The 26,494-nt window shown below is 38.5% G+C and carries 22 protein-coding genes and 1 pseudogene; 12 read left to right on the top strand and 11 right to left on the bottom strand.

Annotated features, from left to right (window positions below):
- Nucleotides 1-220: 220 nt before the first annotated feature.
- Nucleotides 221-562, bottom strand: coding sequence for a hypothetical protein (locus N7931_RS16800; protein ID WP_262795504.1), 342 nt, complete (start codon nucleotides 560-562; stop codon nucleotides 221-223).
- 226 nt (nucleotides 563-788) lie between these two features.
- Nucleotides 789-1,301 (bottom strand): transposase, encoded by a 513-nt coding sequence (locus N7931_RS16795; RefSeq protein ID WP_262795503.1) that lies wholly within the window; start codon nucleotides 1,299-1,301, stop codon nucleotides 789-791.
- 159 nt (nucleotides 1,302-1,460) lie between these two features.
- Between N7931_RS16795 and N7931_RS16790 the strand changes: the two are divergent.
- Together N7931_RS16790 and N7931_RS16785 are read left to right on the top strand one after the other, a co-directional pair.
- Nucleotides 1,461-1,646: pseudogene (locus N7931_RS16790) on the top strand (elongation factor P-like protein YeiP); the annotation flags it as partial.
- A 205-nt stretch (nucleotides 1,647-1,851) separates the two neighbouring features.
- The gene (locus N7931_RS16785) at nucleotides 1,852-3,456 is read left to right on the top strand and encodes a trehalase family glycosidase (RefSeq protein ID WP_262795502.1); all 1,605 of its coding nucleotides are present in this window, start codon (nucleotides 1,852-1,854) and stop codon (nucleotides 3,454-3,456) included.
- 175 nt (nucleotides 3,457-3,631) lie between these two features.
- Here the strand turns inward: N7931_RS16785 and N7931_RS16780 are convergent, their stop codons facing one another.
- A complete protein-coding gene (locus N7931_RS16780; RefSeq protein ID WP_262795501.1) occupies nucleotides 3,632-4,042 on the bottom strand; it encodes an IS982 family transposase in 411 nt (136 codons plus the stop codon).
- 214 nt (nucleotides 4,043-4,256) lie between these two features.
- On the opposite strand from N7931_RS16780, the gene arfB reads away from it, so the two are divergent.
- Complete coding sequence (arfB, locus tag N7931_RS16775; protein WP_262795500.1) at nucleotides 4,257-4,670, top strand: alternative ribosome rescue aminoacyl-tRNA hydrolase ArfB; 414 nt, start codon at nucleotides 4,257-4,259, stop codon at nucleotides 4,668-4,670.
- 245 nt (nucleotides 4,671-4,915) lie between these two features.
- Here arfB and N7931_RS16770 read toward each other — a convergent pair whose 3' ends face one another.
- From N7931_RS16770 to N7931_RS16760, 3 genes are all read right to left on the bottom strand, one after another.
- The gene (locus N7931_RS16770) at nucleotides 4,916-5,752 is read right to left on the bottom strand and encodes a 5'/3'-nucleotidase SurE (RefSeq protein WP_262795499.1); all 837 of its coding nucleotides are present in this window, start codon (nucleotides 5,750-5,752) and stop codon (nucleotides 4,916-4,918) included.
- Nucleotides 5,698-5,910 carry a hypothetical protein gene (locus tag N7931_RS16765; protein WP_262795498.1) on the bottom strand — a complete coding sequence of 71 codons (213 nt, stop codon included), beginning with the start codon at nucleotides 5,908-5,910 and terminating at the stop codon, nucleotides 5,698-5,700. Before N7931_RS16765 ends, N7931_RS16770 begins: the two co-directional genes overlap by 55 nt.
- A 226-nt stretch (nucleotides 5,911-6,136) precedes the next feature.
- On the bottom strand, nucleotides 6,137-6,937 hold the full coding sequence (locus N7931_RS16760) for a DODA-type extradiol aromatic ring-opening family dioxygenase (RefSeq protein WP_262795497.1): 801 nt from the start codon (nucleotides 6,935-6,937) through the stop codon (nucleotides 6,137-6,139).
- 412 nt (nucleotides 6,938-7,349) lie between these two features.
- Here N7931_RS16760 and N7931_RS16755 point away from each other — a divergent pair, with 412 nt between their 5' ends.
- From N7931_RS16755 to N7931_RS16730, 6 genes are all read left to right on the top strand, one after another.
- A complete protein-coding gene (locus N7931_RS16755) occupies nucleotides 7,350-7,751 on the top strand; it encodes a hypothetical protein (protein ID WP_262795496.1) in 402 nt (133 codons plus the stop codon).
- 64 nt (nucleotides 7,752-7,815) lie between these two features.
- Nucleotides 7,816-9,135 (top strand): TolC family protein, encoded by a 1,320-nt coding sequence (locus N7931_RS16750; RefSeq protein ID WP_262795495.1) that lies wholly within the window; start codon nucleotides 7,816-7,818, stop codon nucleotides 9,133-9,135.
- Complete coding sequence (locus N7931_RS16745) at nucleotides 9,128-10,933, top strand: efflux RND transporter periplasmic adaptor subunit (protein WP_262795494.1); 1,806 nt, start codon at nucleotides 9,128-9,130, stop codon at nucleotides 10,931-10,933. The genes N7931_RS16750 and N7931_RS16745 overlap by 8 nt, the downstream gene beginning before the upstream one ends.
- A complete protein-coding gene (locus tag N7931_RS16740) occupies nucleotides 10,926-14,048 on the top strand; it encodes an efflux RND transporter permease subunit (RefSeq protein ID WP_262795493.1) in 3,123 nt (1,040 codons plus the stop codon). Before N7931_RS16745 ends, N7931_RS16740 begins: the two co-directional genes overlap by 8 nt.
- 272 nt (nucleotides 14,049-14,320) lie before the next feature.
- Complete coding sequence (locus tag N7931_RS16735; RefSeq protein WP_262795492.1) at nucleotides 14,321-14,695, top strand: PA2779 family protein; 375 nt, start codon at nucleotides 14,321-14,323, stop codon at nucleotides 14,693-14,695.
- Between the two features lie 42 nt (nucleotides 14,696-14,737).
- The gene (locus tag N7931_RS16730) at nucleotides 14,738-15,760 is read left to right on the top strand and encodes a PA2778 family cysteine peptidase (protein WP_262795491.1); all 1,023 of its coding nucleotides are present in this window, start codon (nucleotides 14,738-14,740) and stop codon (nucleotides 15,758-15,760) included.
- Nucleotides 15,761-15,850: 90 nt separating this feature from the next.
- On the opposite strand, the gene N7931_RS16725 is transcribed toward N7931_RS16730, so the two are convergent.
- The 4 genes from N7931_RS16725 to N7931_RS16710 all read right to left on the bottom strand — a co-directional run bounded on the left by N7931_RS16725 (nucleotide 15,851) and on the right by N7931_RS16710 (nucleotide 22,135).
- The gene (locus N7931_RS16725; RefSeq protein WP_262795490.1) at nucleotides 15,851-18,250 is read right to left on the bottom strand and encodes a TonB-dependent receptor domain-containing protein; all 2,400 of its coding nucleotides are present in this window, start codon (nucleotides 18,248-18,250) and stop codon (nucleotides 15,851-15,853) included.
- A gap of 313 nt (nucleotides 18,251-18,563) precedes the next feature.
- Nucleotides 18,564-19,895: a xylose isomerase gene (xylA, locus tag N7931_RS16720; protein ID WP_262795489.1), complete on the bottom strand. Its 1,332-nt coding sequence runs from the start codon at nucleotides 19,893-19,895 to the stop codon at nucleotides 18,564-18,566.
- A gap of 67 nt (nucleotides 19,896-19,962) precedes the next feature.
- A complete protein-coding gene (locus N7931_RS16715; RefSeq protein ID WP_262795488.1) occupies nucleotides 19,963-21,447 on the bottom strand; it encodes a xylulokinase in 1,485 nt (494 codons plus the stop codon).
- A gap of 322 nt (nucleotides 21,448-21,769) precedes the next feature.
- The gene (locus N7931_RS16710; protein WP_262795487.1) at nucleotides 21,770-22,135 is read right to left on the bottom strand and encodes a cytochrome b562; all 366 of its coding nucleotides are present in this window, start codon (nucleotides 22,133-22,135) and stop codon (nucleotides 21,770-21,772) included.
- Between the two features lie 161 nt (nucleotides 22,136-22,296).
- Between N7931_RS16710 and N7931_RS16705 the strand changes: the two genes are divergently transcribed.
- The 3 genes from N7931_RS16705 (at nucleotide 22,297) to N7931_RS16695 (ending at nucleotide 25,131) form a co-directional block, all read left to right on the top strand.
- Nucleotides 22,297-23,436, top strand: a complete 1,140-nt coding sequence (locus N7931_RS16705) for a lactonase family protein (RefSeq protein ID WP_262795486.1) — start codon at nucleotides 22,297-22,299, stop codon at nucleotides 23,434-23,436.
- A gap of 230 nt (nucleotides 23,437-23,666) precedes the next feature.
- Complete coding sequence (locus tag N7931_RS16700) at nucleotides 23,667-24,860, top strand: WD40/YVTN/BNR-like repeat-containing protein (RefSeq protein ID WP_262795485.1); 1,194 nt, start codon at nucleotides 23,667-23,669, stop codon at nucleotides 24,858-24,860.
- Entirely contained in the window at nucleotides 24,853-25,131 is a 279-nt protein-coding gene (locus N7931_RS16695) for a MoaD/ThiS family protein (RefSeq protein ID WP_262795484.1), read from the top strand. Before N7931_RS16700 ends, N7931_RS16695 begins: the two co-directional genes overlap by 8 nt.
- 36 nt (nucleotides 25,132-25,167) lie before the next feature.
- On the opposite strand, the gene N7931_RS16690 is transcribed toward N7931_RS16695, so the two are convergent.
- Complete coding sequence (locus N7931_RS16690) at nucleotides 25,168-26,211, bottom strand: transglutaminase domain-containing protein (protein ID WP_262795483.1); 1,044 nt, start codon at nucleotides 26,209-26,211, stop codon at nucleotides 25,168-25,170.
- Nucleotides 26,212-26,494: the final 283 nt, after the last annotated feature.

Genomic DNA, 26,494 nt, shown 5'->3' with positions numbered 1-26,494 from the left:
GGGTTGTGAATAAATTAATGTTTTATATTTTGCTAAATTAATTGTTATCTATCCAATCATTGCACTTATTACTTGAATTCAAGCAGGAAAAAAGAAGTCGAAATAACAAATAAAAGTCAGTATGAGGGGAAATTAGCGGAGAATAGCAAATTAAGAGTAGGGCTTAGCATTACTAGCCAACAGAGAGATTAAATATAAAAAAGATTGAATCGTAAATATATTAGCTTGGTGCTTGCAGCGATTTTACCCCTTTAATCCGTTTGAGCTTATGTGCAATGGCATAATTTTTAAGTTGCTGAACTTGCCCAACAGAATGGCTAAAACTTAACCCAATACCTTGTGTTAAATCTAACCACACCTCATCAGCAATCCCTAACCGTTTGACTAAAGCAGGTGTGCTAGCAGCAATATATCCACGCTTATCAGGCCTAATTTGCCGCCCAGTCCAATCCACCAACTCAGCATAATCTTTTAATGAAAAAGGTAAATGATGCTCAGCCCTGAGTAAATTTACCTTTAACTCATCATTGGCTTTAACAAAACAAATAGCAATGACACTCACTGTTAAAATTAAATATTTTCAGTTAGTTATTTCTATTTCTTAACTTGCTTTATGGGGTTGTGAATAAATTAATATTTTATATTTTGCTAAATTAATTGTTATCTATCCAATCATTGCACTTATTACTTGAATTCAAGCAGGAAAAAAGAAGTCGAAATAACAAATAAAGGTCAGTATGAGGGGAAATTAGCGGAGAATAGCAAATTAAGAGTAGGGCTTAGCATTATTAAGCCTGAGATTTAAAGCGCCCCTCCCAAAACCGGCCAGTGCACTTATCTTCAAAATTAGCCTGACGAGCAACAAACTCATTTAAATTACGCATAAACCAACTGATACTGGTTAACCTTTCTCGATATTGTTTAGCCAAAGAAGCGAGTACCAATTGCTCGCTCTGAGACGGTTTTCTACCAGCTAAATAACGGGAGAGGATAAAAGAGGGCTGATACAGCGTTGTCCAGCGCAGCAAAATATCATCATCCGATAAAGATTTAGCCAAGTCAGTATTAACCCTCAATACCAAGTGATAGTGATTACTCATAATGGCATAAGCAGCAATATCAATACAAAAAATAGCCGCTAGCTTTTTAATGCGCTCAACTAACCAAAGTTTACGATGGTCAAAACACTGACCGGAGACTTTGTCTTCACCACATAAAAAAGAACGGCGAACACAGCGAGAAATACAATGATAAAACGGTGTGTCCGCTAAAGAGATTAAACTACTGCGAGGTTTAGCCATAACAGAATACCTTGTACGGGTGGGCAAAAAACAACCATTTAAATGCAAGTATGGTTTATCCTATTTGAGTGTCAACCAAGCCTTTAGCGATATACAATAAATAACACTTAACAAATTGATGTTTAAACTATTTAACAGTGGGTGTCATGTTACTTCGAATTACCGTCAAGTGTTGAGTTGGTTATTACCGAAACTGCACCTTCAATTAAAGGTGCATCTGCGAGTGCGCGTACTAAACCGGCTACTTTAACCACAGGTTTGGTTATTCAAGTACCAGAGCATATTGCTAGTGGCGACCGAGTAAAAGTGAACACTGAAGAAGTTCGTTTTATGGGGCGTGCATAAAGTTTGCTATAACTAAAGCAACATTATGTTGCTTTAGTTGTCTTTACCCTCGTACTAAAGTTTGTTTTTCCAAGCTAAAATTCCGTCTACATACGTATTCAACCGTCAGCGCTCGAGCACATTATTGCGACCTCCCTATGTTTAATATTTAATGATATTCTTACCAAAATGTAACATTAATAAAGTAACTTGGAGATGGATTGTGATGGCGCGAAACAGGATTAGAAATCTAGCCAAAGGCACTGTGTTGTTGGGCTGGCTTATGGGCATAAATGGTTATGCTGTAGCATCAGAAAAAAGTGACGATTTGTATCAAGCCGAGCTTGTATTTGGCGATTTATTTAAACAAGTACAAATTGAAAAAGTAATGGGCGATTACAAAACCTTTGTTGATGCCATTCCTCTTTACTCCTCAGAAAAAATACTGGCCGATTACCAAGCTGAAAAAGCAGCTGGCAATTTTAATCTTAAACAGTTTGTCCTGAATAATTTTAAGCTGCCAAATGCGCCCACTATTCAAACGGTTGAAAAACTGCCGAATATGCAACAGCATTTGCGCCAACACTGGCCTAAGCTTGTACGCCATTCACAAAAAACTGAGACAAATTCAAGCTTAATCCAATTGCCTAACCCTTATATTGTGCCGGGTGGGCGCTTTCGCGAAATGTTTTATTGGGATAGCTATTTCAGTATCGTTGGGTTAATTGAGTCTGATCAACAGGGCTTAACCAAAGGCATATTAGACAACTTTGCTTATTTAATTGACCAATTTGGTTATGTGCCAAACGGCAATCGCAGTTACTTTTTAAGCCGTTCACAACCACCGTTTTTTGCTGCCACCGTATTAAGTTATGCGGATAAATTTGGTTTAGATGCTGTGGTGCAATACATACCTCAACTCGAAAAAGAGTATTTGTTTTGGATGGACGGTTATAGCGAAATTCCTAAACAAGCAGTAGAGGGCAAGCATTTAATTGTGCTGGAAAACGGTGATTATTTTAACCGTTATTATGGCGCGTTAGAAACACCTAGAGCTGAAGCATACGGCAAAGAATACAAGTGGGCGCTGCAACGCTCTGAAGCTGAAAGGCCACAATATCACCGAGATTTACGTGCAGCTTGTGAGTCAGGTTGGGATTTTAGTAGTCGCTGGTTTGCTGATGGCAAAAGCAAAAAAACAACACATACAATGGATGTGATCCCTGTCGATTTAAACAGCTTGTTGTATCAGCTAGAAAGTGTATTGGTTCAGTTAACCCAACACACTAAGCAACAAAACAAAGCACACTTTTACACGCAAAGGCTCAACAAACGTAAACAACTTATCGACAAATATCATTTTGATGGTCAAAAGGGTATTTACCAAGATTACAACTACAAGTTAAAACAATTCACTGGGCGTGAATCACTCGCCATGATGTATCCGTTATTTGTTGGCGCAGCAGATAAGAAAACCGCTGCGAGCGTCGCCAAGTATATTGATCAGCACTTTTTACATGCAGGTGGTTTAGTTACAACCTTAACCCAAACTGGCGAGCAGTGGGATTACCCGAATGGTTGGGCGCCACTGCAATATTTATCGGTTAAAGGCTTATTGCGTTATCAACAAAACGAGCTTGCCACAACCGTTATGCAGCGTTGGCTAGCGTTAAATGAAAAGGTTTATCAGCAAGACGGCAAGATGATGGAAAAATATAATGTGGTGGATATCAACCTAGCTGCCGGTGGTGGCGAGTATCCTAACCAAGATGGATTTGGGTGGACTAATGGTGTTGCAATTGCGTTTGATGAAATGCTGCAGGCTAAGTAATTGAATTAAAAATCCACTTTGCTTGTTTAACTGTTTATACTTACCGGCTCGAATTTTTTAGTATAAGGGCCAGGAATGAAAAAAATAAATGTAGTTGGAACAAGCGGAAGTGGTAAATCGACAGTTATTAAATTATTGGCACAAAAGCTTAATTAACCTGAGATCTGTATAAGAATTAAAGCCGAGTCACTTTTATACTTGGCTTTTTCTCTTGAAATGTATACGCAATTAATCCAGCCATTAAATTCACCATAAATGCAATACAGCTACGATGTCTGGAGTGCTCAATCTGAGCCATATTTTTCAGTTGGTCAAATACAGTTTCTATAATAAACCGTTTAGATAACATTGCTTTATCCCAATCTGACAATGGTTTTTGTTTCATATTTTTTCGTTTCCCTGTAACGAAATTAATACCTTGTTCGCCAAACTTATCTTGTAGATCTTTTGATATATACCCTTTATCAGCATATAAACTGCCAGTGATATTTTCGGCCATTTCTAGGACAGGTTTTCGATCATCTACGTTTCCAGGTGTTACTTTCACCGCAAGTAGCCCACCTTCATAATCAGCAATGACACTCACTATTAAAATTAAATATTTTCAGTTAGTTACTTATTGGTCGCCGCTAGTTTTTTCGTGTTTGGGTATTTGTTTGGTAGCTTATAACAATTAAAAAATGGGTATTGTAGGTGTCAGTATGCTTGTAGAGACTAATTTGTTATCCTTAAATTCTCTTTAATCATGACAGCGTCGAGTTAATAAGCTCCAAAATTAATCGAATTTATCAGGTGCCACTATGTTAACAATCTCAAATACAGTAACCCTTGCCGATTGGGAGATTGAACTTAATGCGATAAGATCGGCTGGTAATGGGGGGCAGAATGTAAATAAAGTTGCTACAGCAATACATCTTAGATTCGACATTAAAAGATCCACCCTACCTGCATTTTATAAAGAAAGGTTATTAAAACTATCGGATAGCCGCATTACTTCGGATGGCGTTATCATCATTAAATCTATGGAATTTAGAACTCAGTTACAAAATAAAGAGGCATCGCTAGAGCGATTAAAAGAACTCATTTTATCAGCCACAGTTGTACAAAAAGCACGAAGAGCAACAAAGCCAACCCGCTCTTCACAAAAAAAGCGAATGGATAATAAAACCAAACGTGGGGAAGTAAAAAAACAGCGCGGTAAAATTCGGTTTTAAACCCCATAATGAGATTTAACTTATTTTCACAAAACCCTATCGTATCTGAGCTAATAAATAGAGCAAATCAAGCAAAAAAACTCAGTAAAATTGATTAAGGCAATAGTCATACTCACAACTAAAATATACAAATGTTCAACTGTGATTACTTTGCTCATTATTGATTTGTTTAGGGGGGAAGACAACCTGATCTGACTCAGGTTGCCTTCGGTCGGTGATAAACTAATTTATTATTATTGCCGCACTTATTTATTTAAAGCCGACAGTTTATTATTTACATAATCTACTTTTGTTTGGTTAGCCTGCACATTGCCATCAATGGTGCTAATGGTGATATAACCTTGGTGAACCGCAACCCCTTCAGACGATTCTGACTGGTCAGGGTAGTCTTTACTCATGTCAAACGAGATCCCAGCTTTACCGGTTAGCATTTTTAATATTTGAGCTTGAGCTTTTTCAAATTCCATTCCGGTTTTAGCTGCCATATTTTGAGCCATATAACCAACCATCATTTTATTTTGGCTTAAATCGTCAGTAAATGACGGAGAGTAACCGCCAGCATTCCAGCCAACATTAGTAAATTTAATGCCTTTGTGATTATCCATGTCTTTTGGTGTATTAATATTTAAACCTGTAAATTGAGGTAATAAAGGCGCGTCTTTAGCTTTGTTTTTTTCAAGTTCAGCAATTACGTTAACTACCACTTCCGATACTTTTTCGGCTTTTTTGGCATCGCCATCAGCAGCACTGACGGCAATAGCAGGGATACCTTGTGCAATTGAAATCATTGCCGCGCCTAAAGTACCAGAGTTATTATTTAAAAAGCCTAGGTTATTACCCTCATTTGGACCAGATACAACTAAATCAGGCTTTTTCCCCCATACCTTTTTAGCCGCAACGTTAATCCCATATAGCGCAGCCATTACTGGTGTGCCTTCTATATAATCTTCAAATTTTTTGCTGGTGTCGGTATCGCCAACGCAGTATTGCTGAGATTCAGCTTTGCTGGTATCTATGTTTACGCTTTTTAAAAAACTGATTGAACCACCTTTACCGCTTTGTTGAGTGCAAGGTGCGGACATAATGACATCGTGGCCTGCTTTTTTAATGCGGCATTTAACACCTGAATGTTTTCGGTATTCCAGCTATCGTCGTTTGTTAATACAATATTTAATGCGGATGCGCTTTGAATTGAGCTTAAAGCCAAAGTTAAACCGGCTGCTAATAATTTTAATTTCATTTAATTTTCTCTATCGGTAAGCTAAAAGTTACGAGCAGTTTGAAAACTAAATGTGACATTTTTATTAAAGCAATATCTAATGCTTTTTAGAGATGTCTTTAACTTTGATTTGTTTTTACCTTATTGTTTTTTAAGTATTAAATTTTTAATTTTTGTTTTATGTGGCTTTCGGTCATTTATTTTGGGGTTGTAAAATAAATGACCGAGTGCAAGTTAACTCATCAATTTAATCCCACCAGTAACATCTTGCAGGCCATTGATTTAATTTAAATGAATAGGTTTTGGTTACGGTATTTTGAGCTATCCCCAAACAAACATGCAAAGGCAGGATATGATCAGCTGTTGGATGACTGAAGTTTGCGCCTTCTACAGTTTGCCAGTTAATCAAAGCTTGCTTTTGCGAGGGATAATCTGAGCTTTCTATCATTTGTTGATCTAGCCAGAGATGAAATGCTTCTGCTAAATGCAGTTTATTGTGATAAGCCGGATTAAAAAACGCCGGTATTTGGTGAAAACTAAAGCCCGATCCAATCATCAAGACATTTTGTTTTCTAAAATGCGCTAACTTTTCTCCAAGTTTAATATGCTCTGCCGGATCATCATTTAAATTAAGCGAAACCTGTATTACCGGAATATGAGCGCTTGGATATAACAGTTTTAATGGTACAAACATGCCATGATCATAACCACGCTTTTGATTAATACTCGCGCTAAGCTGATTAGCGGTTAACTGAGCAAAAATCTGCTCGGCTAATTCTGGATTGCCATTAGCAGGATATTCAATTGCATACGATTCTGCCGGAAAACCATAATAGTCATAAATCAGTTCGGGTTGTTTAGCACCGGTAATTTGATAGTTATCCGCCTGCCAATGTGCACTGATTAAAATGATTGCGCTAGGTAAATTTTCTAACCGATTAAGCGCTTGCTTAATGGCGCTGAAAGTATCTAGCATTGGCTGATGTGATGGGTCATTTAATAAAGGTAAAGGCCCACCGCCATGAGATAAAAATAAAACAGGTTGCATATTCGCTCGCTTAATCAATTATTAATCAATTACTAGGTGAGGCTAGCTGAGTTAAAACTCAAGCTTTGCGCTAACATCTAGTCTCATTTCTATATTAGTTTTGAATGGTAAATTATCTGTAGTACGCCATTTATGGCGTTCAAAGCTAAAGGTTTAAAATGGGCTAAGGCCTTAACTACATTGCGATCTTAACTGCTCATAACTTTTAGAAACGATATTTAGTATATGCGTTTTTATGGCGTTTTTAAAAGCTCAGTGGCTTTACAAAATAATGGCTTTAGGTTAATTTAAAAAAGCTTTATATGCTATTTGCGTACACTTTTTAATTGATTAGTCGGACTACTTTTTGACGGTTTCTATTTCTAAATTCATCTTATCTGTTGTTATGCTGTTTGTTCTGGTAGGGCAAACTATGGCATCAGCATTAATGAATTGTGAGATGAAACATAGCGCTGAAACAGCTAGCCATTCAATGCAAACCATGCACTCAGTAAAGCCTGAGCAACAGGCTCATACTGGTATAAATCAAGATGCGGATAATCAAAAGCATGTAACTAAAACCAACTGCCATAACGCTTCCCAAACTTCCAAGCTGATTGATGATTCAAGTTATAGTCTGTCAACAAAGTTAGCCGCAGATTGTTGTACTGATGTTTGCCATTGTCCTGCATTTGCTTGTTTCACTGTGGCATATATTCCAAGTTATAGTCAGTTTAGTTTTACGCCAAATCTGGTTTATACCCTTGGTTTGTATCAACCAAATCAGCTTAGCCAGCATTCTAAAAGTCTTTATCGCCCGCCCATTTTTGCTTAATTCAAAATAGATCTATCTAAATTTTGCCTTCAGGCAGTTTTCTATTGATTGAATTGAGATTTTTATGAAAAATTTTATTTTATGTTTAACTGTGTATTCGTTATCCGGCACTTTAGCTGCGGCTGATTTAAGCTTTAATCAGGCAATTCATCAGGCATTTTTGCAGGATGTTTGGCAAACCCAAAGCCAGCAGCAGGAGCTAGCTTTGCAAGCGCAAAGCAGCGCAGAAAATACCTTACCCAATCCTAAAATGTCATTAAACTTAATGAATTTACCAACAGACTCATGGCAGTTTAATCAACAGGCTATGACTCAAATGAGCATTGGGATATCACAAACGTTTAATCGTGGTGATAGTGCTCAAATCCAACAAAATTTATTATCTACGCAAGCCAATATGCATCCTCTCATGCGTCAAGCCAGACAAGCTCAGGTTAAACAAACGGTTGGTTTACTTTGGTTAGATGCTTATTTAGCTAAACAAAATATTGAGATTATTCAAGCTAGTGAAAGTTTATTTGAGCAAATGGCAGATATTGCAACCGCACATTATTCAACTGCTCAGGTTAATACTCGGCAGCAGGATGTGATTAGAGCTCAACTTGAACGTACTCAACTGCAAGATCAACAATTTCAATACCAGCAAAATTTGCAAAGTGCACTGGGTCAATTACGGGGCTGGATAGCGCCGCAAAATGAAGCGGTTGTGATTGCAGATAATTTGCCTCGGTTAAATGAGCAAGTGGCTGAAAAACTACTGCTATCCAATTTATCTCAGCGCAGTCAGTCGCTTTTTACCGAGTTAAATCAGCATCCGAATATTAAATTAATCGATTTACAGCAGGATATAGCGAATCAAAAAGTATCGCTTAAACAGCAGGCATACAAACCTCAATGGGCTGTTAGTGCTAATTATGGTTATCGCGCAGATGCTCCAGATTCAAGCCCACGTAGCGACTTTTTTTCAATTGGGGTGAGTTTTGATTTACCTGTATTTAATCAGGGCAGCTTAGATAAAGCGGTGGATGCACAAATTTATCAAACAGAAGCGGTCAAAACCCAAAAAAGATTAGTTTTAAAACAATTTTTTGGTCAGCTTCAGGCTGAGCTGGAAAAATTAAAACAGTTAACTGCCCGCCATGATTTATATCAAACTAATTTATTAAATCAATTTGAAGAGCAAGCTGAAGCTGCCTTAACCGCTTACACCAATGACGATGGTGATTTTGCCGAAGTGGTTCGTTCGCGTATTGCTCAATTAAACAGCCAAATGGCAGCCCTTAAAATTCAAACCGACATTTTAAAAAGCTGGCTGAAAATAGAATACTTTTTAGCACCGGTTGAGCAAAACTTGGTCATCGGTCAGGAGACAATCCATGAATAAATTAACCATAACTCGCTTACGTAAGCCGCAATTCACTTTAAAAAAACAGCGTGGCAGCATTAATCTCAGCAGTATCTTGGGCGGCGTTATTTTAGGTGTATTGATAACCTTAGCCTTGGTTTATTTTGTTAATCCCAACATGCAAAATTCTAAAAAAACAAATCAAGCTGAAAGTTCAGCCGATTCAAAAGCCCCTTTATATTGGGTTGCGCCAATGGATGATAATTACCGACGTGATAAACCGGGTAAATCACCAATGGGGATGGATTTAGTACCGGTTTATGCCAAAGATGTAACGCCAGCAGAAACAGAGCAGGCCGGTACGGTCACAATTTCGCCTCAGGTGGTTAATAATTTAGGGGTGAGAACCGCTATGGTTGAAAGCCGGACTATTCGCCAGCAAATCAATACTGTGGGTTATGTTCAATATGATGAAGACAAATTGATTCATATTCACCCTAGAGTAGAAGGTTGGGTTGAAACTTTATATGTTAAAGCTGCGGGCGATCCGGTTGATAAAAACCAACCACTTTATACTTTATATTCGCCAGCTTTGGTCACCGCGCAAGAAGAATTAATTATTGCTAAAAAACGTAATAATCAGGCGCTAATAGAGGCGGCAACAGAGCGTTTAAAAGCCTTACAGCTCGGCGATAGTTTTATTCAAACCTTGTTAAAAACTAATAAGGTAAAACAATCTATTACTTTTTATTCGCCTCAATCTGGGGTAATCGATAACCTTAATATTCGGGAAGGCTTTTATGTAAAACCGGGTACAACTTTAATGAGCATAGGCCAATTATCACAGGTTTGGGTTGAAGCTGAGGTATTTGAGCGGGATGTTGCATTAATTGAAGCGGGTTTGCATGTGCAAATGCAACTTGAGTATTTACCGGAGCGTATTTGGCATGGTGAAATTGATTATATTTATCCAAGCTTAACGGCGGCAACTCGTACTTTAAGAGTCCGAATTCGGTTTGATAATCCGGATTTAGCTTTGAAACCTAATATGTTTGCCGAGGTGAAAATTGACGCTAAACCTTTACTACAGGCGTTAACTGTGCCTAAAGAAGCGGTAATTCGTACAGGCCAGCAAGACAGAGTGGTATTGGCTTTAGGTGATGGGCAATTCAAATCGGTTGCGGTAACTGTGGGTTTGGTTCAGCCCGATTTTATTCAGATAACTAAAGGGTTATCGGCCAAAGATAAAGTGGTGACATCGGCTCATTTTTTAATTGATTCTGAATCAAGTAAGGATTCGGACTTTAAGCGTATGGATCTTCAAACACCAACTGCAGGGCATAGCCAGATGACACATGCTCAAACGGAAGGTAGCCAAATGAAAGATAACCAGATGGATCACAGCCAAATGGCTCATAATAACCATCAAATGTCGATGATGCCTACTGAAACTAAGCAAACAACGGCGAAAGCCAGCGCTAGTGTGAATGGGATAATTGAACAAATCCATCATAAAACCCATAGCTTAACTATTGCGCGCGACGCAATCAAAAAATGGAATAGACCGGCAACAACAATGGATTTTAAAGTGGCAGACTCTATTGATTTATCAAATTTATCTGTCGGTGACTCTATCCATTTTAGCTTTGAGGTGGGCGATGAGTTTGTGATAACTCAAATCAAACAGCTTCGCCCACTTAACTCAGCTCATGCTGCTGAAAATGTGCTAGAAAACACTCCAGAAAGTAATAAAAGTAATAAAAGCTCAGGGCCAGAACATATTGAGATGCATGTAATGCCAGACTCAACTGAGCAAATGGAGGCTGCTCATGATTGAAAAAATCATTTATTGGTCGGTTAAAAACCGAATATTTGTCTTGCTGGCAGCCATAATTTTGGTCGGAGTTGGATTATATTCAATCAAAAATACGCCAGTTGATGCGATTCCTGATTTGTCTGATGTGCAGGTGATCATTAAAACCAGCTATCCGGGGCAAGCGCCACAAGTGGTACAAGATCAGGTAACATTCCCGCTGACTACAGCAATGTTATCGGTACCGGGAGCTAAAACGGTGCGAGGTTATTCGTTTTTTGGTGATTCTTATGTGTATGTGATTTTTGATGATAAAACCGATTTATATTGGGCGCGTAGTCGGGTTTTAGAATATTTGAGTCAGGTTACAGATAATTTACCGGCTAATGCTAAGCCTCAATTAGGGCCTGATGCAACCGGAGTTGGTTGGGTTTATTTATATGCGCTGATTGATAAAACCGGCCAACACGATTTAAGCCAACTGCGTAGTATTCAAGATTGGTTTTTAAAATACGAACTGCAAACAGTGGAAGGCGTTTCTGAAGTTGCTGCAATAGGTGGCATGGTCAAACAATATCAGGTTCAGGTTAATCCGGATAAGTTACGCGCGTATGGTATTCCACTCAGTCATATTCAAACTGCTCTTAAACGCGGTAATCAGGAAACTGGCGCATCTGTTGTTGAAATGGCTGAAGCTGAATATATGGTGAGTGCAACCGGCTATATAAAAAACATTGATGATATAGCTGCAATTCCGCTTGGGATTACCGAAAAAGGCACAGCTTTAACAATAGGCGATTTAGCCGAAATAAACTTAGGCCCTCAAATGCGGCGTGGTATTGCCGAGCTAAATGGTGAAGGCGAAGTGGTTGGTGGTGTGGTTGTGATGCGTTTTGGCGAAAATGCACAAAAAACCATAACCGGTGTTAAAGCTAAGTTGGAATCGCTTAAACAAAGCTTACCGGCAGGGGTTGAAATTGTTAGCGTTTATGACAGATCCCAGTTAATTGAACGGGCAGTCGATAACCTTTGGCAAAAGTTGCTGGAAGAATTGGCAATTGTTGCTTTGGTTTGCATTATATTTTTATTTCATATTCGCTCTTCAATTGTGGCGATTGTATCGCTCCCTATGGGGATTTTAGCTTCGTTTATTATCATGCATTGGCAAGGAATTAACGCCAATATTATGTCGTTAGGCGGAATTGCAATTGCGATTGGCGCAATGACAGACGGCGCTATTGTGATGATCGAAAACATGCATAAACATCTTGAAAAAGCAGATCCTGATCAGCTTGGATTAAGCGCTCAAAAACGCTGGCAAATTGTTGCTCAATCTGCCAGTGAAGTTGGACCTGCTTTGTTTTTTAGCTTATTGATAATTACCGTAAGTTTTATGCCTGTGTTTATTTTAGAAGCGCAGGAAGGGCGAATGTTTGCACCACTGGCGTTTACTAAAACATACGCTATGGCTGCGGCAGCCGGTTTAGCCATTACTTTAGTGCCTGTGCTCATGGGGTATTTTGTTAAAGGCAAAATTTTAAGTGAAGATAAAAACCCGATAAACCGGTTATTAATTGCCGGTTATATGCCGGTATTAAAAAGCGCTTTAAATTACCCTAAAACCAGTTTATTACTGGTGGTGATGCTCACTGTGGTTGGCTTTTATCCGCTTAATAAAATTGGCAGTGAATTTATTCCGCCTTTAGATGAAGGGGATTTAATGTATATGCCAAGTACGTATCCGGGCATTTCTATTGGTAAAGCACGGGAGTTATTACAGCAAACGGATAAGTTAATTCGTACTGTGCCTGAGGTTAAAACTGTATTTGGTAAAGTTGGCCGCGCTGAAACCGCAACCGATCCCGCGCCGCTAACTATGATAGAAACTTTTATTCAGTTAAAACCTAAAAGCGAATGGCGCGCAGGAATGACACCCGATAGATTAAAGCAGGAATTGGATGCGCTGATTCAATTCCCTGGGGTCACCAATGCTTGGGTGATGCCGATTAAAACCCGAATTGATATGTTGGCAACTGGGATTAAAACGCCGGTGGGTATTAAAGTTGCCGGACCTGATCTCAAACAAATTGAGAAAATTGGTCAACAAATTGAGCATATTCTTAAAAATGTGGCGGGCACAGCTTCGGTTTATTCTGAGCGAGTCGCCGGTGGACGTTATATTAAAGTGGATATAGATCGCCAAAAAGCGGCTCGGTTTGGATTAAATATTGCCGATATTCAGCAGGTGGTGGCAACCGCAATTGGCGGCATGAATGTAACTGAAACGGTTGAAGGGCAAGAACGTTATGCTGTTAATTTACGGTATCCGCAGGATTATCGTAACTCGCCGGAACAGTTATCCAGATTGCCGATTGTGACCCCAAATAATCAAAAAATCGCGTTAGCGGATGTTGCTCATGTTTATATTGAAATGGGTGCGCCCGGTATTAAAAGTGAAAATGCTAGACTGAATGGCTGGAGTTTTATTGATATAGAAGGGGTTGATGTTGGCAGTTATATTACGCAGGCCAAGCAGGAATTAGCTGAGCAGTTAAATTTACCGACCGGTTATTCAATTAGTTGGGCCGGTCAATATGAATACATGCAACGCGCTAAAGCTAAACTAGCGTATGTGGTGCCGCTGACGCTAGCGATTATTATTGTACTTTTATACCTTAATTTCAGAAGTTTAACTCAAGTTGTGATGATTATTGCAACTTTGCCACTGGCATTAATCGGTGGTATTTGGTTAATTTATTTACTTGGGTTTAATTTTTCTGTAGCCGTTGGTGTTGGTTTTATTGCTTTGGCTGGTGTTGCGGTTGAAATTGGGGTGATTATGCTAGTGTATTTAAATCAAGCATTAGCCAATGCAAAAGCAAGTCAACAAACGCTATCGGTTGCTAACCTTAAACAAGCGATTTTAGACGGTGCAGGGCTTAGAGTTCGCCCGGTTATGATGACAGTGGCAACCATAGTATTAGGATTATTACCTGTTGTGTATAGCTCGGGCACAGGCTCAGAGATAATGAGCCGAATTGCTGCACCTATGGTTGGTGGCATGATAAGCGCGGTAATTTTAACTCTAATTTTAGTCCCGCTGGTTTATTTTTTAGTGAATAAACGGCAGTTAAATTAGTGATACCTTGTTCGGCCGGATAAAAATGTTAGTTCGGTTTTTATCCGGCTGGCTATTTTATTTTGTTTGTTCATTTTTTAGCAAAATAGCAGATTAAAGGTATTTTATGAGAGAAAACAGCGCTATAGATTTGTTAACTAAGTTATAGTTTTTGTCATAAGACTAGAAAAATTAAAAATTTAACGCTAGGCTAAGATCGGAATAACACAAGGCTCAAATATTAATCATGCTAATATTGAGTCAGATATTTAACTCAAAAAAGGAAAATAACGATGAAATCATTTGTAAAAGCGGGAATCGCAAGTTGTCTTTTTGTGTTAGGTGCGGGTCAGGCAACTGCGGGGTTAGTTGATTCAAATCAGGTTATTCAACAGCAGGAATACCAATTCAATAAAGCTCAGGTATTATCTTTTGTTGATTCTGAGCAAGTACAAGCAAAATTAATTGAATTAGGCATTCAGCCAGAAGATGCGAAAAATCGTATCGCAAATATGACCAGCGAAGAGCTGGCCTCGTTAAATCAACAAATTAATGAAGCTCCGGCAGCTTCCGGTATTGTTGGTACGATTATTACTGTGATGGTTGTAGTTGCTGTATTAGATGTAATGGGCATTACCGACGTGTACCCATTTATTCGCCCTTTATAAAATATTGATTTATTAATCAACCTCACGGTAATCAAGGAATTCATGTTTAGTTGTTTAAAATCTGCATTAAATGCAGTGAAAAAAGCCAGCATTATTGCTGGCTTTTTATTGGGGTTAACCGCGTGCCAAACGCCGCCGCATACCCAAATGTTATTACAAAATCCGCCTAATATCGCGCCGCAGCATATTATTGCTGATGTGCCGTTTTATCCACAGCAGGATTATTATTGTGGGCCTACAACATTAGCTGAAGTTGCTAATTTTTATGGACAAAATCATACACCAGAGCAAATTGCACCGAATACTTTTGTGCCAGAACGTAAAGGCACTTTACAAATTGAAATGAAAGCTGCGGCTCGTCAGCTTGGTTTTTTAGCTTACACAGAGCAGGGCGATTTAACTCAATTATTATCTTTAGTTGAGCAGGATATTCCGGTTATTGTACTGCAAAATAATTCAATTGAATTAATGCCCAAATGGCATTATGCCGTTGTTATTGGTTATGACATGCAAGCGCAGCAAGTTATTTTGCATACCGGTGTGACAGAAAGTCATAGATTAAACTTTGCAACTTTTGAACGTACTTGGGCAAGAGGTCAATATTGGATGTTGGCTATGTTGCCACCTCAAACGGCAAATAATCAGTTAAATGCGTTTATTTACACCAAAGCTGCGCAGGATTTATTAGATACTAATCAGCAAAATATTGGCCAAAGCGCGCTAAAAACCGCTACTTTGCAATGGCCTGATAACTGGCTGGCGTATTTTTTACTGGCGAATAATCAGATAAAACAATCACCGCAAACTGCGTTGGATTGGTTTGCTAAAGGGTTTGAATATGGCAAGCAGCAAACCGCTTATTTAAATAATTATGCTTATGCTTTAGGGCTGGCTAATTGTTATTCAGAAGCGAAAAATATGATTGAACAAGCACTTAAATTATCACCAGAAGATGAAAATTTACTTGATACTCAAGCTCAGTTAAATCGTTTAGAACACAATGCAGTACTAATTCAGAAATGCCCTAAACATAATGTGTTCAATATAACCTCAGGAAGATTTTAACATTAAGTAAAGCGTTAGTTGGTATTTAAAATGTACAAAGGCAATATCTAATTTGGGTTTAACTTAAAACCCAAATTAGATCGTTTTAAGTTAAAAGCTGACTTGCACACTTAACCATAGGTTTCTGGCTTTGTCTTTTACGTTGTAGTCGTCAGTGAAAACAACTTCGCTGATAACGCCCCGACCAGTTAAATATTCGTATTCACCATCATTATTTAAGTCATTATACTCGGTTGAATAAGAGGTAAAGTCTTCATCCAATAAGTTATTAATGCGGCCTAAGACGCGAATATTTTCGTTAATCTGGTAACTTGCGCCTAAGTTAAGCACTTTATATTCTTTATAATAAAGTGGCTTGTTTAATGTGCTGTCCCAGCCGCGATAACGGTCTGAACGAATTTCTGTTTGTAAAAATATATTTAGATCAGAACTTGCTTGCCAGTTTAATGAGGCATTTGCCATGTGTTCGGCTGTGTTGGTTAAAGGCTGGCCTTTAGATGAGCCACTTTTTTGCTCGCTGTCTGTCCATGTGTAGTTTGCGTTTAACCACCAGTTGGCTGATATTTCTATTTTACCGGCCAATTCAAGACCTTGAATATCTACTTTATCTATATTAATTTTTTGGCTGTAGGTTTGATAACCCAACTCATCGTAAGCGCCTAAATTAACACAAGGTCTTTCACCGCCGGTTACGGTACAGCTGTATACGGTATCGCCGCTGGCAATTTTATCTTCAAACTTGGTATTAAAATAGGTGATGTTAAAGTTATGCCCGTCAACTAAATCACTCCAATAAACGGCAATTTCACTGTTTACACTGGTTTCTGGTTGTAAATCAGGGTTACCGGCAAAAGGAGAGGTGCCTTGTCCGCCAAAACCGGTAATACCGTCATATAAATCAGTTGTTTGTGGCGTTTTATAACCTGTACTCACGCCACCTTTGATGGTCCATTCATTGCTAATGGCATAAACCGAATATAAGCGTGGTGAAGTTTGACTACCAAATACATCGTGGTTATCCTGACGTACACCTGCGGTAATGGTTAAATCTTCGATTGGAGACCAGTTATCTTCTGCAAATAATGAATACATTTTTTGCTCTTGAACATGGCCTGCTTGGTTGCTTTCCATACCAAATACACCGTCAATTAATTCACCATCAATTAACTGACCACCAATAATAAATTGGTGGAAACCAACAAAGTTTTCAACTGGAATATCTAGTTTTACATCCAATGTATATTGATTGCTTTCAAGCGGTCTTTTTGGGCGCGGTAAAAAGGTTTCTTCCGCTAAGTTTTTACGTTCTTCTTCGCTCATACCTGCGTAATCGCCAGTGCCATCGTACATAGCTTGTAAATCCTGACGTTCTGCCACTGATAGCGGTAAAGTACGGCCATCATTGCTGGTATCAACATAAGCGAGTGAGACAAAACTTTTACCAAAATCCCAAGTACCTGAGTGGGTTAAAGACCACCATTGGCGATTATATTCCTGATCGGCAGCATAACCGGCTCTTGGGTTAACCGAGCCTCGGCTGTCTTGCCAGATTGATTCTATATTATCTTTAGTGCCAAGTGGGTAGGTGATTTCACCGGTTTCTACATCGTAACTTGGGGTATTGTCATAAACTTGATTTGAGTTATCAAAATCAAACTGAATGGTATGGTTTTCAGATGGCGTATAAATAAGTGAAAAACCATATTGCTGATTGGTACTGTCTACTGTTTTACCACCGCTACCGAATCCAAGTGAACGTTGATGAACTTTACCGTTAGGATCGACCGCAGGCTCAAATTGTGGTGAAGAAGCTAAACGCTCATAAATACTGCCGCGCACCCCTAAACTAAGAGTGTTTTGGAGAAGTGGGCCCATTAAAGTAAAATCGGTTGTGATGTCATCCCCAAACTGATCATCCTGCTGTAAACTACGGCCAAAAGTAATTGAACCAGACCATTCTTTTGGTGCTTTTTTGGTAATAATATTAATTACCCCACCTAACGCATCGGCACCATATAAGGTAGAAGCAGGGCCTCGAATAATTTCAATTCTTTCAATCGCATCCATTGGCGGAATATGACCAAATGCATTTCCACCAAAGTTATTTGGATAAATATCACCGTGGTTATTCTGACGCTTACCGTCAATTAACACTAAGGTATATTCTCCGGTTAAGCCCCGCATACTAATGCTACCTTGACCTGTTTTATCTCGGGTTGTGCCAATATCAATACCTTCTTGATATTTTACAGCGTCCAGTAAGGTTGTGAATGAATGCTTACGTAAATCTTCTTCAGTGATCAAAGAAATACTGGCTGGTGCATCGGTAATTTTTTGCTCAAAACCAGCTGCGGTGACTACGATGACTTCCATTTTTTCATTGGTGGTATCGTCAGTTTGTGCTTGAGCTGATGCAAAGGTGCTGATTAAAGGTAAGGAGCAGGCTAATGCTAAGCCGTAGGTGCTTTGATTTAACTTATATTTTTTCATTGTTATATCCTGATTTATCAAAACTTGAGCGATACACCAGACAACCAGAACATAATAAAAAATCAGTTAAGGTTAAATAATGATCGACATAATATGGCGGGAAGTATAAACGTAAGGCATAATATGTCAACAAATGATAATTATTTTTAATTGCATTGTTGTTTTGGTTTTGATTTGAAAGTGAATCAGGGTATTTCAAAAAATAGATGAAAAGTTGAACTGGCAGGTACAAAAAAGCCGGTAACCACACAAAATAGTTACCGGCTTAGCAGGGACTCAAGCAATTAAGTCAATGATTAAGCAATAAACTTAATTAGATATATTGGTTAATAATATTTTCAAATAACTCTTGTTTACCAGAGATTTGCTCAGGCTCACCAACTGCAGCACCAATTTCAGCTAATTCTTCTAGCGTGATTTTGCCTTCAGTAAACTCTTTACCTTTACCAGATTGGAAAGTTGAGTAGCGCTCTGCACGTAACGCTTTATATTTTGACTTAGTTAAAATTTCGTCAGCAATAATTAAACCGCGTGCGAATGTATCCATACCACCGATATGGCCTAAGAAAATATCTTCCATATCGGTTGATTCACGGCGAGTTTTGGCATCAAAGTTAACACCACCACCTTGTAAGCCACCAGCTTCAACAAATACCAACATAGCTTCTACCGCTTCATTAATATTATTAGGGAACTGGTCTGTATCCCATGCATTTTGATAATCACCACGGTTAGCATCAATTGAACCTAAAATGCCGTTATCAGCTGCAACTTGTAACTCGTGCTGGAACGTATGGTTTGCTAATGTTGCATGGTTTACTTCAATGTTGACTTTAAAGTCATCTTGCAAGCCATATTTATTTAAGAAACCTGAAACAGTTGCCGTATCAAAATCGTACTGGTGTTTTGTTGGTTCCATTGGCTTAGGCTCAATAAAGAAATTACCAGTAAAGCCTTGTTTACGGGCATAATCTTTCGCCATGTGTAACCAAGCTGCAAAGTTATCAAGCTCTTGTTTCATATTCGTATTTAATAATGAAACGTAACCTTCACGGCCACCCCAGAATACGTAGTTTTCACCATTTAGTTTAATGGTTGCATCAATCGCTAATTTTAACTGTGCACCGGCACGCGCTAAAGTTGGGAAGTGTGGGTTAGTACCAGCACCATTCATGTATCTTGGGTTTGTGAACAGGTTAGCTGTACCCCATAATAATTTTACGCCAGATGCTGCTTGCTTTTCTTTAGCGTAATCAGTGATGAAGTCTAGCTTTTTACCAAATTCGTCAACGCTTGAATTTTCTTCATCAATTAAATCTACATCATGGAAGCAGTAGTAAGGCAGATTCATTTTTGTGAAAAATTCAAATGCAGCATCCATTTTGGCCGTTGCACGGCCTTTCGCGTCTGCATAATCATTCCATGCAAATTTTTGTGTACCCGGACCAAACGGGTCGTGGCCTTGACCACAAAATGTATGCCAGTAACAACCAGAAAAACGTAACCATTCTTTCATGGTTTTGCCCGCTACTACGCGGTTTTCGTCATACCATTTAAATGCAAATGGGTTATCAGAATCACGACCTTCAAATTCAATTTTTCCAACACTTGGGAAAAACTCTTTATCACCTAAAACTACGCTCATAAAACACCTCAGTTAGTCAATGTTTGTTAAAATCTTTTGGTTTAAATATCAACTGGTTGACAGTTAATTACAGATCTAAATCTGCTTTCCAGTTTTGATAAGCCTGAGCATATTGCTCTGCTTTATCTGCTTGTGGTTCAAAACGTTCAACTAAAGTTAAACCGTTAAACATTTCTTCACGATTAGTAAAATAGCCTAGACCTAAGCCTGCACCGCGGGCTGCACCTTCAGCGCCATCGGTATCATATAGCTCAACACTGGTTTGGCAGCTATTTACAAAAGCTTCTACAAAAATAGGGCTTAAAAACATATTGCCTTTACCAGCTCGTACAACCTGACTGCTTACGCCCATATCGGTTAATACGTCAAAGCCATATTTAAGCGCAAATACAATACCTTCTTGTGCACTGCGAATCAGATGGCCTAATTGATGGCGGTTAAAGTCGATATTACGCATGTGACCGCCAATATTTTTATTTTGTAAAACTCGTTCTGCGCCATTGCCAAACGGATGCATAATTAAACCGTCTGAACCAATTGCGACTTCACTCGCCATTTGGTTTAACTCTGGGTAACTTGGCGCATGGCCTTGAGTATTTAAAATGCTACGTACCCAGCTATATAAACGGCCGGTTCCGTTTACGCAAAGTAAAACGCCATTGCGTTTATCTTGCTCGGTATTCGAAACATGCTGAAATGTATTTACCCGCGAAAGTGGATCATAAGCATTTTTATCTGTTACTGCGTATACCACCCCAGATGTACCAGCTGTTGCAGCTACTTCACCGGGTTCCATTACGTTAAGTGATAATGCATTATTAGGCTGATCGCCACCGCGGTAAGTGACCTTGATCCCAGCTTTTAAACCAAGCTCTAAAGCGGCTTGGGCACTTACGCTGCCTTGGTCGCCAAAGCTTGGCACTACCTCGGGAATTAAATTTGCTTCAAAGCCGTATTCATTTAATACACTACTGGCGATATTGTTTTCAGCAAAGTTCCACAATACACCTTCGCTTAAACCCGAGGCAGTAGTGCTGGTTTCGCCAGTTAATTTCATGGCAATAAAATCACCCGGCAACATAATTTTATCAATTTGTTGATAAAGCTCTGGTTGGTTTTCTTTAACCCATTTTAATTTTGATGCGGTAAAATTACCTGGTGAGTTTAATAGCTCAGCTAAACATTTATCTTCGCCAATCGCTTTAAATGCTTTATCACCAATTTCAACTGCTCGGCTATCACACCAAATAATAGCAGGGCGGATCACTTGCTGGTTTTTATCTACACAAACTAAACCATGCATTTGATACGAAATACCAATTGCTTCAATTTGTTTTGGATCAAACTCCGCATTATCAAACAGTTCGGCACAAGCAGACTTAACTGCTTGCCACCAGGCATTTGGATCTTGTTCGGCAAAACCGGCTTGCGGTGCATTAATTGCCATTTCTGATTTTGGATAATGAGTTGATGCAATACTTTTTCCGGTTTTTGCATCTAACACAGATACTTTGCTCGAAGAGCTGCCAATATCAAGACCTAAAAAATACATGATAGTTAAATTACCTTTTTAAAATGTTAGCACTGTGCCATGCCTGACAAAGATGGTTTGTTGCTTTTGTGTAAAAAAATATTATCACATTGGAAAGAGAGTTTAGGTGGGGAATGCCAACTCAACAAGTGTTAAATTTTGTAGTTTAGTTATAATTTTTTATATTTTGAAAGGTTTTTAGAGATTAGATATAGTTAAAGTGAATATTTGTTTTGAATTACTTACAAATCAGGTGATTTTAAAAGAGAATTTTTAATTTAGAAGTAAGTGGATAAAAAAGCCAATATATCAATATTGGCTTAATGATGGTTAAGTAAAGTGGTTATTTTACTTCTAACAATTCATGATATTCTTTACGCAACTCACCTAACTTTTTTAACTGAGCTTGTAGATTTTCGATTTGACCCGCTTCAACCTGAGCCATAACTAAAGCTAGTTGAGTGCTGAGTTTTTCCATGCCTTCATCAAAGGTTTTTTGATCTTCTGGGCGCACTTTTTGCTGTTTAGCAATTTCAACTTGCTCTTTAAACTGAGCTAAAATTTGTTTTTTCTCATCAATAGATTGAGCATCACGCAATGCTTTAAAGTTAGAACCCATCGATTCCATTGCATCGTGCAATGGTTCTGGCTGGCTACAACCCGCTAAAAAAGCAGCAGTTAAAAGGCTGGTTAGTAAAATTTTTCTCATTGTTTTATCCCACAGTTATAATTTGGTTTTACTTTAAATTGAATAAAATATTGATTCAAGCTAAGTATCAGATAAATTTGCTAAAGTAGACCTTTATAGCTGAAAATAGTTTCATTTATGGTTATAACTCAAAATATTAATCACTTTTTATGGATGTTCAGATGATGTTTTTAAAAGCTAAACGCAGTGGCGTTTTATTTAAATCTTTAATGGCGGTTGTATTGTCTGCCAGTGTTTCAAATGTGAATGCTAAGCCAATTGAATTTGTGGTGAGCAGTAATGTTGCGGATAAAACCTATTTAAATAATCAGCAAAGTGGTGTGTATCAACTTACTTTAGACAGCACTAAGCCTGCTGATTACCAGCTTGAGTTGTTGTTTGCTAATCCAAGTCCATCTTATTTATATGTTGAAAAGAGCGGTAAAATTTTAGTCTCAACCGGTGACAGTCAAGCTGGGGTTGCGATTTACGATAAAAATGAGCAAGGTCAGTACCAGTTATTAAACCAGTTAATGGGACTGGGTAATAATGCTTGTCATATTAGTTATAATTCGGCTCAAAACTTAATTAGTCTGGCTTTTTATTCATCACCATTTGCTAAGTTAGTGAGTTATAACGCGCAAACACAGGATTTATCACAACTTCACCAATTTACCCATACCGGCAGTAGTGTCACAGAGCGTCAAACTGAGCCTCATCCACATTGGTCAGGCTGGTCACCGGAAGGTAAATTTTTATATGCAATTGATTTAGGAATTGATGAAGTTAAGCAATATTTTTATCAAAATGAGCAATGGAATATGCGTACGGCTGCAACATTAGATGCTGGAGATGGTCCGCGCCATATTGCTTTTCACCCAACTTTAAATCAGGTTTATTTATTAAACGAGCTGTCTAATACCTTAGTGGTATTTGAGCAGAATTTAACCTCAGGTAAATTAGCCCGCAAACAAAAAGTGAGTACATTAAGCGCTGGCTTTAAAGCTCATAGTCAGGCTTCGGCAATTCGTATTTCTAACGACGGTCGATTTGTTTATGTATCTAACCGTGGGGAAGATACGATTGCTGTATTTAAAGTATTGGCAGATGGTCAGGTTAAACATATTCAAAGCGCCACTTCCGGCGGTCACTGGCCGAGAGATTTTAACTTTTCGATTGATCAGGATTTTATTTTGGTGGCTAATACTCGTGGTGATGCGTTAAGCCTTTTAGCACGTGATGCTCAAACTGGTTTATTAACCGATACTGGACATACTTACCCAATAGCGACACCTAAATTTGTTGAAGCCGCTTATTTTTAAGTTTTACTGCAACCTTGCTGTCATTATTTCTGTGCTATTTTTATATTGATTTAGCTATTGCTAGTATCGTTTTAATGTAACTCTGAATGGTTAACTACCTGTCGCTTTAAACGCCATTTATAGCTTCAAAGCGACAGGTATAAAACGGGCTAAAGCCCGATTTACAATGTCATTTCAACCACACAGAAGTTTATAGAACGATACTGATTCAAATTTAAAAGGACAAAATAATGGCAGGTAAAATATTATTAGGTACGCGTAAAGGTACGGTTATTATTGAAAAGCAGCAAGCAGGCTGGTTTGTCCGGCCGATAATGCATCAGGGCATTCCGGTTTGTTATGCTGCACAAGATCCAAGAGATGGCACTTTATGGGCCTGTTTAGATCATGGTCATTGGGGGCCTAAATTATCTCGTTCCCACGATGGTGGAAAAAGCTGGCAGGATGTTTTGTCGCTTAAATATCCGCAAGGTGCGCGCTATATTGTTAAATACCTGCCAACCGAAGATTTTGATCCACAAGCGCCAGCCAGTGATCCCGAATATCAAGATGCCAGTGTTTATAAAATTTGGAATTTAACTTTTGGCAACTCAGATCAGCCGGGACGAATTTATGCTGGAACCATCCCAGGTGGTTTATTTATCAGTGATGATGGCGGCGATAGCTGGCAATTAAATCGTCCGTTGTGGGATCATGAAAGTCGAGGCGGTGATTTATTTGCAGGTGATGCGACTTCTGAAAATAAATGGTTTGGCACCCCAGCGAGTATTGACTATGGTGTATTTGAACCCGGTATTCACTCTATCATTGTTGATCCAAACAATAGCCAACATTTATATGTTGCTGCTTCATCCGTTGGTGTTTTGCAATCAACCGATGGTGGATTGTCTTGGCAGGGCTGTAATCAAGGTATGCTAAACGATTATTTACCAGATCAGCAAGCCGAGTGGGGGCATGATCCACATTTTGTTTCGGCTTGTAAATCGAATGCCAATTATCTTTGGCAGCAAAATCATTGTGGGGTGTTTTTTAGCGATAATGGCGCTAAAAGCTGGCAAAAAGTTAGTCAGCCAGGAAATGGCGTTCATTTTGGTTTTCCGATAGCAGCGGATGATAAAGACGGTCAAACAGCTTGGGTGGTTCCGGCAAAAGCCGATTCTGAAAGAATGACAATCGACGGTGGTTTATTTGTCGCGCGTACTACCGATGGTGGAAAAAACTGGCAAAAATTTACAATGGGATTACCGCAGAACAATGCCTACGATATTGTTCTGCGCCACGCTTTAGATGCAGCCGGTGATTGTGTTTGTTTTGCCAGTACAACCGGCAATGTGTATTTGTCTGAAGATAGAGGCGAAAGCTGGCTTTGTTTGGGAAATCATTTTCCACCTGTGTATTCAGTTCGGTTTGCTGATTATGCCTAAAGTTAAATTAACCACTCATTTGTATCGTTATTTTCCTGAATTAGAGCAGCAAGAGCTATGGGTAGAAGGAAAATATGTTAAACAAATGATAGATAATTTGGATGTAGCTGCGCCGGGGATAAAACAGTATTTGCTGGAGGATTCAGGTGCAGTCAGACGCCATGTTTTAGTGAGTATTCACGATACTTTATTAATTGATCGAAAAACCTTATCAGATAATGTTCCGCCAGACGCGACATTATATATTTTTCAAGCGCTCACGGGTGGTTAAATTTTCGTCAACTTGGGGTAAATGATATTAGCGTTTTTAAAATTTAGCCTGAGAAAGCTGATAGTGAACCATTTCATTATCAGCTTGCAAATAAATACTATTTGGATCGATTAAATTGGGTTTAAGCTCATTGGCTTTTTTAATATAAATAATTGCAGCTTCTATATTGCCTTGAATTAATGCGCGTTCAGCTAACGATTTTAAATAATGCGGGTTATCTGCATACAACTGATGAATAATATTTTGAATTTGGGTTTGCTGCTCTGGACGATTAGTTTTGCCATATAAATTTTGCAAATTGATTAATACACCATAATTTTTGGCATCAAGTGAAATCGCATATTCAAGCACGGTTTCGGCCAGTTCATATTTTTCTAACCGGTTGAGCAAAGCGCCCATGTTATTCCACATTTCAGATTCGTTTGGCGTTAAGCGAATTGCTTGTAAGTAATAACGGTAAGCTAAAGCCAACTTATTTTGTATCAGAGCCTCTGAGCCTAAATTATTTAAATAAACAGATTGAGCCTGTTTATCATCTAAAGCGATACCTGAGTTTTTATTAAAATAAGTTTTGTCATTAAAATCGACCACTATACTCAAATCATGCTTTTTATACATAACCGTATTAACATGGGTTAGTTTGGTTAATACCCCATTTTGAGAGTGCCAAATCGGTTTTGAGTGAGCTTCCTGAAACTGGCTGTTTAGCCCGGCAGCTCGCCCAAGTGCTACCATCATAGCGGTGAGTGATACACAATTGCCGCGTTTTTGTTCAAAAGTTTGTGCCGCGGTTTGAGTCGTAAACATTTCGTAATCAATTAAATAGCCTTTGTTATAAAACAATGAGTTATATATTTTATTTACTTTGGCTTCGGCGTTAAGACCTTCTAATTGCAGGTTATCAACAAATGACTGCATTTGAGGTGAAATCGCTAAAAATTCGGTTGAATCTAAAGTGTCTAGTTGAGGGCTAAGTTCAAATAATTGCTCGGGTAAATCCGGTTTTTGTTGTTGGCTTAATAAATAATCCGGCATTAAGCTGCAAGCACTTAATTCTATAATGCAAAAAAAGGTCAGCATTTTTATAAATGCTGAACCGGATAGATAGCATTTATTCACTAGCATAATTAAACCAGACTCATTTATACTGTTTTAAGTATAGCTTTTAACCTTTTGTTTACATTGATTTTGAGCTACTCGCTTCAAAGTCTGTTAATTCTAATTCAAAAAACTGTCCTATTTGGTGGACAAATAATAATACTCAAGCTTAGAGCCTGTTTATCTTTGTATTATTTTTGAGCAATAGGCTATTTTAATCATTAACAAAGCAGAATGAGTGTGGTTTAGTTGTTCTAAATAAACG

The sequence above is a fragment of the Catenovulum sp. 2E275 genome (genome assembly GCF_025515275.1).
Lineage (GTDB): Bacteria > Pseudomonadota > Gammaproteobacteria > Enterobacterales > Alteromonadaceae > Catenovulum.
This window is presented reverse-complemented; position numbering and strand designations above follow the sequence as displayed.

Coding starts and splice junctions, on each gene's coding strand:
- arfB (WP_262795500.1), top strand. CDS start 4,257: ATGTTAACAATCTCAAATACAGTAACCCTTGCCGATTGGGAGATTGAA.
- N7931_RS16760 (WP_262795497.1), bottom strand. CDS start 6,937: ATGCAACCTGTTTTATTTTTATCTCATGGCGGTGGGCCTTTACCTTTA.
- N7931_RS16725 (WP_262795490.1), bottom strand. CDS start 18,250: ATGAAAAAATATAAGTTAAATCAAAGCACCTACGGCTTAGCATTAGCC.
- N7931_RS16785 (WP_262795502.1), top strand. CDS start 1,852: ATGGCGCGAAACAGGATTAGAAATCTAGCCAAAGGCACTGTGTTGTTG.
- N7931_RS16710 (WP_262795487.1), bottom strand. CDS start 22,135: ATGAGAAAAATTTTACTAACCAGCCTTTTAACTGCTGCTTTTTTAGCG.
- N7931_RS16765 (WP_262795498.1), bottom strand. CDS start 5,910: ATGAAATTAAAATTATTAGCAGCCGGTTTAACTTTGGCTTTAAGCTCA.
- N7931_RS16735 (WP_262795492.1), top strand. CDS start 14,321: ATGAAATCATTTGTAAAAGCGGGAATCGCAAGTTGTCTTTTTGTGTTA.
- N7931_RS16700 (WP_262795485.1), top strand. CDS start 23,667: ATGGCAGGTAAAATATTATTAGGTACGCGTAAAGGTACGGTTATTATT.
- N7931_RS16740 (WP_262795493.1), top strand. CDS start 10,926: ATGATTGAAAAAATCATTTATTGGTCGGTTAAAAACCGAATATTTGTC.
- N7931_RS16690 (WP_262795483.1), bottom strand. CDS start 26,211: ATGCTGACCTTTTTTTGCATTATAGAATTAAGTGCTTGCAGCTTAATG.
- N7931_RS16695 (WP_262795484.1), top strand. CDS start 24,853: ATGCCTAAAGTTAAATTAACCACTCATTTGTATCGTTATTTTCCTGAA.
- N7931_RS16745 (WP_262795494.1), top strand. CDS start 9,128: ATGAATAAATTAACCATAACTCGCTTACGTAAGCCGCAATTCACTTTA.
- N7931_RS16750 (WP_262795495.1), top strand. CDS start 7,816: ATGAAAAATTTTATTTTATGTTTAACTGTGTATTCGTTATCCGGCACT.
- xylA (WP_262795489.1), bottom strand. CDS start 19,895: ATGAGCGTAGTTTTAGGTGATAAAGAGTTTTTCCCAAGTGTTGGAAAA.
- N7931_RS16715 (WP_262795488.1), bottom strand. CDS start 21,447: ATGTATTTTTTAGGTCTTGATATTGGCAGCTCTTCGAGCAAAGTATCT.
- N7931_RS16705 (WP_262795486.1), top strand. CDS start 22,297: ATGATGTTTTTAAAAGCTAAACGCAGTGGCGTTTTATTTAAATCTTTA.
- N7931_RS16770 (WP_262795499.1), bottom strand. CDS start 5,752: ATGTCCGCACCTTGCACTCAACAAAGCGGTAAAGGTGGTTCAATCAGT.
- N7931_RS16730 (WP_262795491.1), top strand. CDS start 14,738: ATGTTTAGTTGTTTAAAATCTGCATTAAATGCAGTGAAAAAAGCCAGC.
- N7931_RS16755 (WP_262795496.1), top strand. CDS start 7,350: ATGGCATCAGCATTAATGAATTGTGAGATGAAACATAGCGCTGAAACA.
- N7931_RS16795 (WP_262795503.1), bottom strand. CDS start 1,301: ATGGCTAAACCTCGCAGTAGTTTAATCTCTTTAGCGGACACACCGTTT.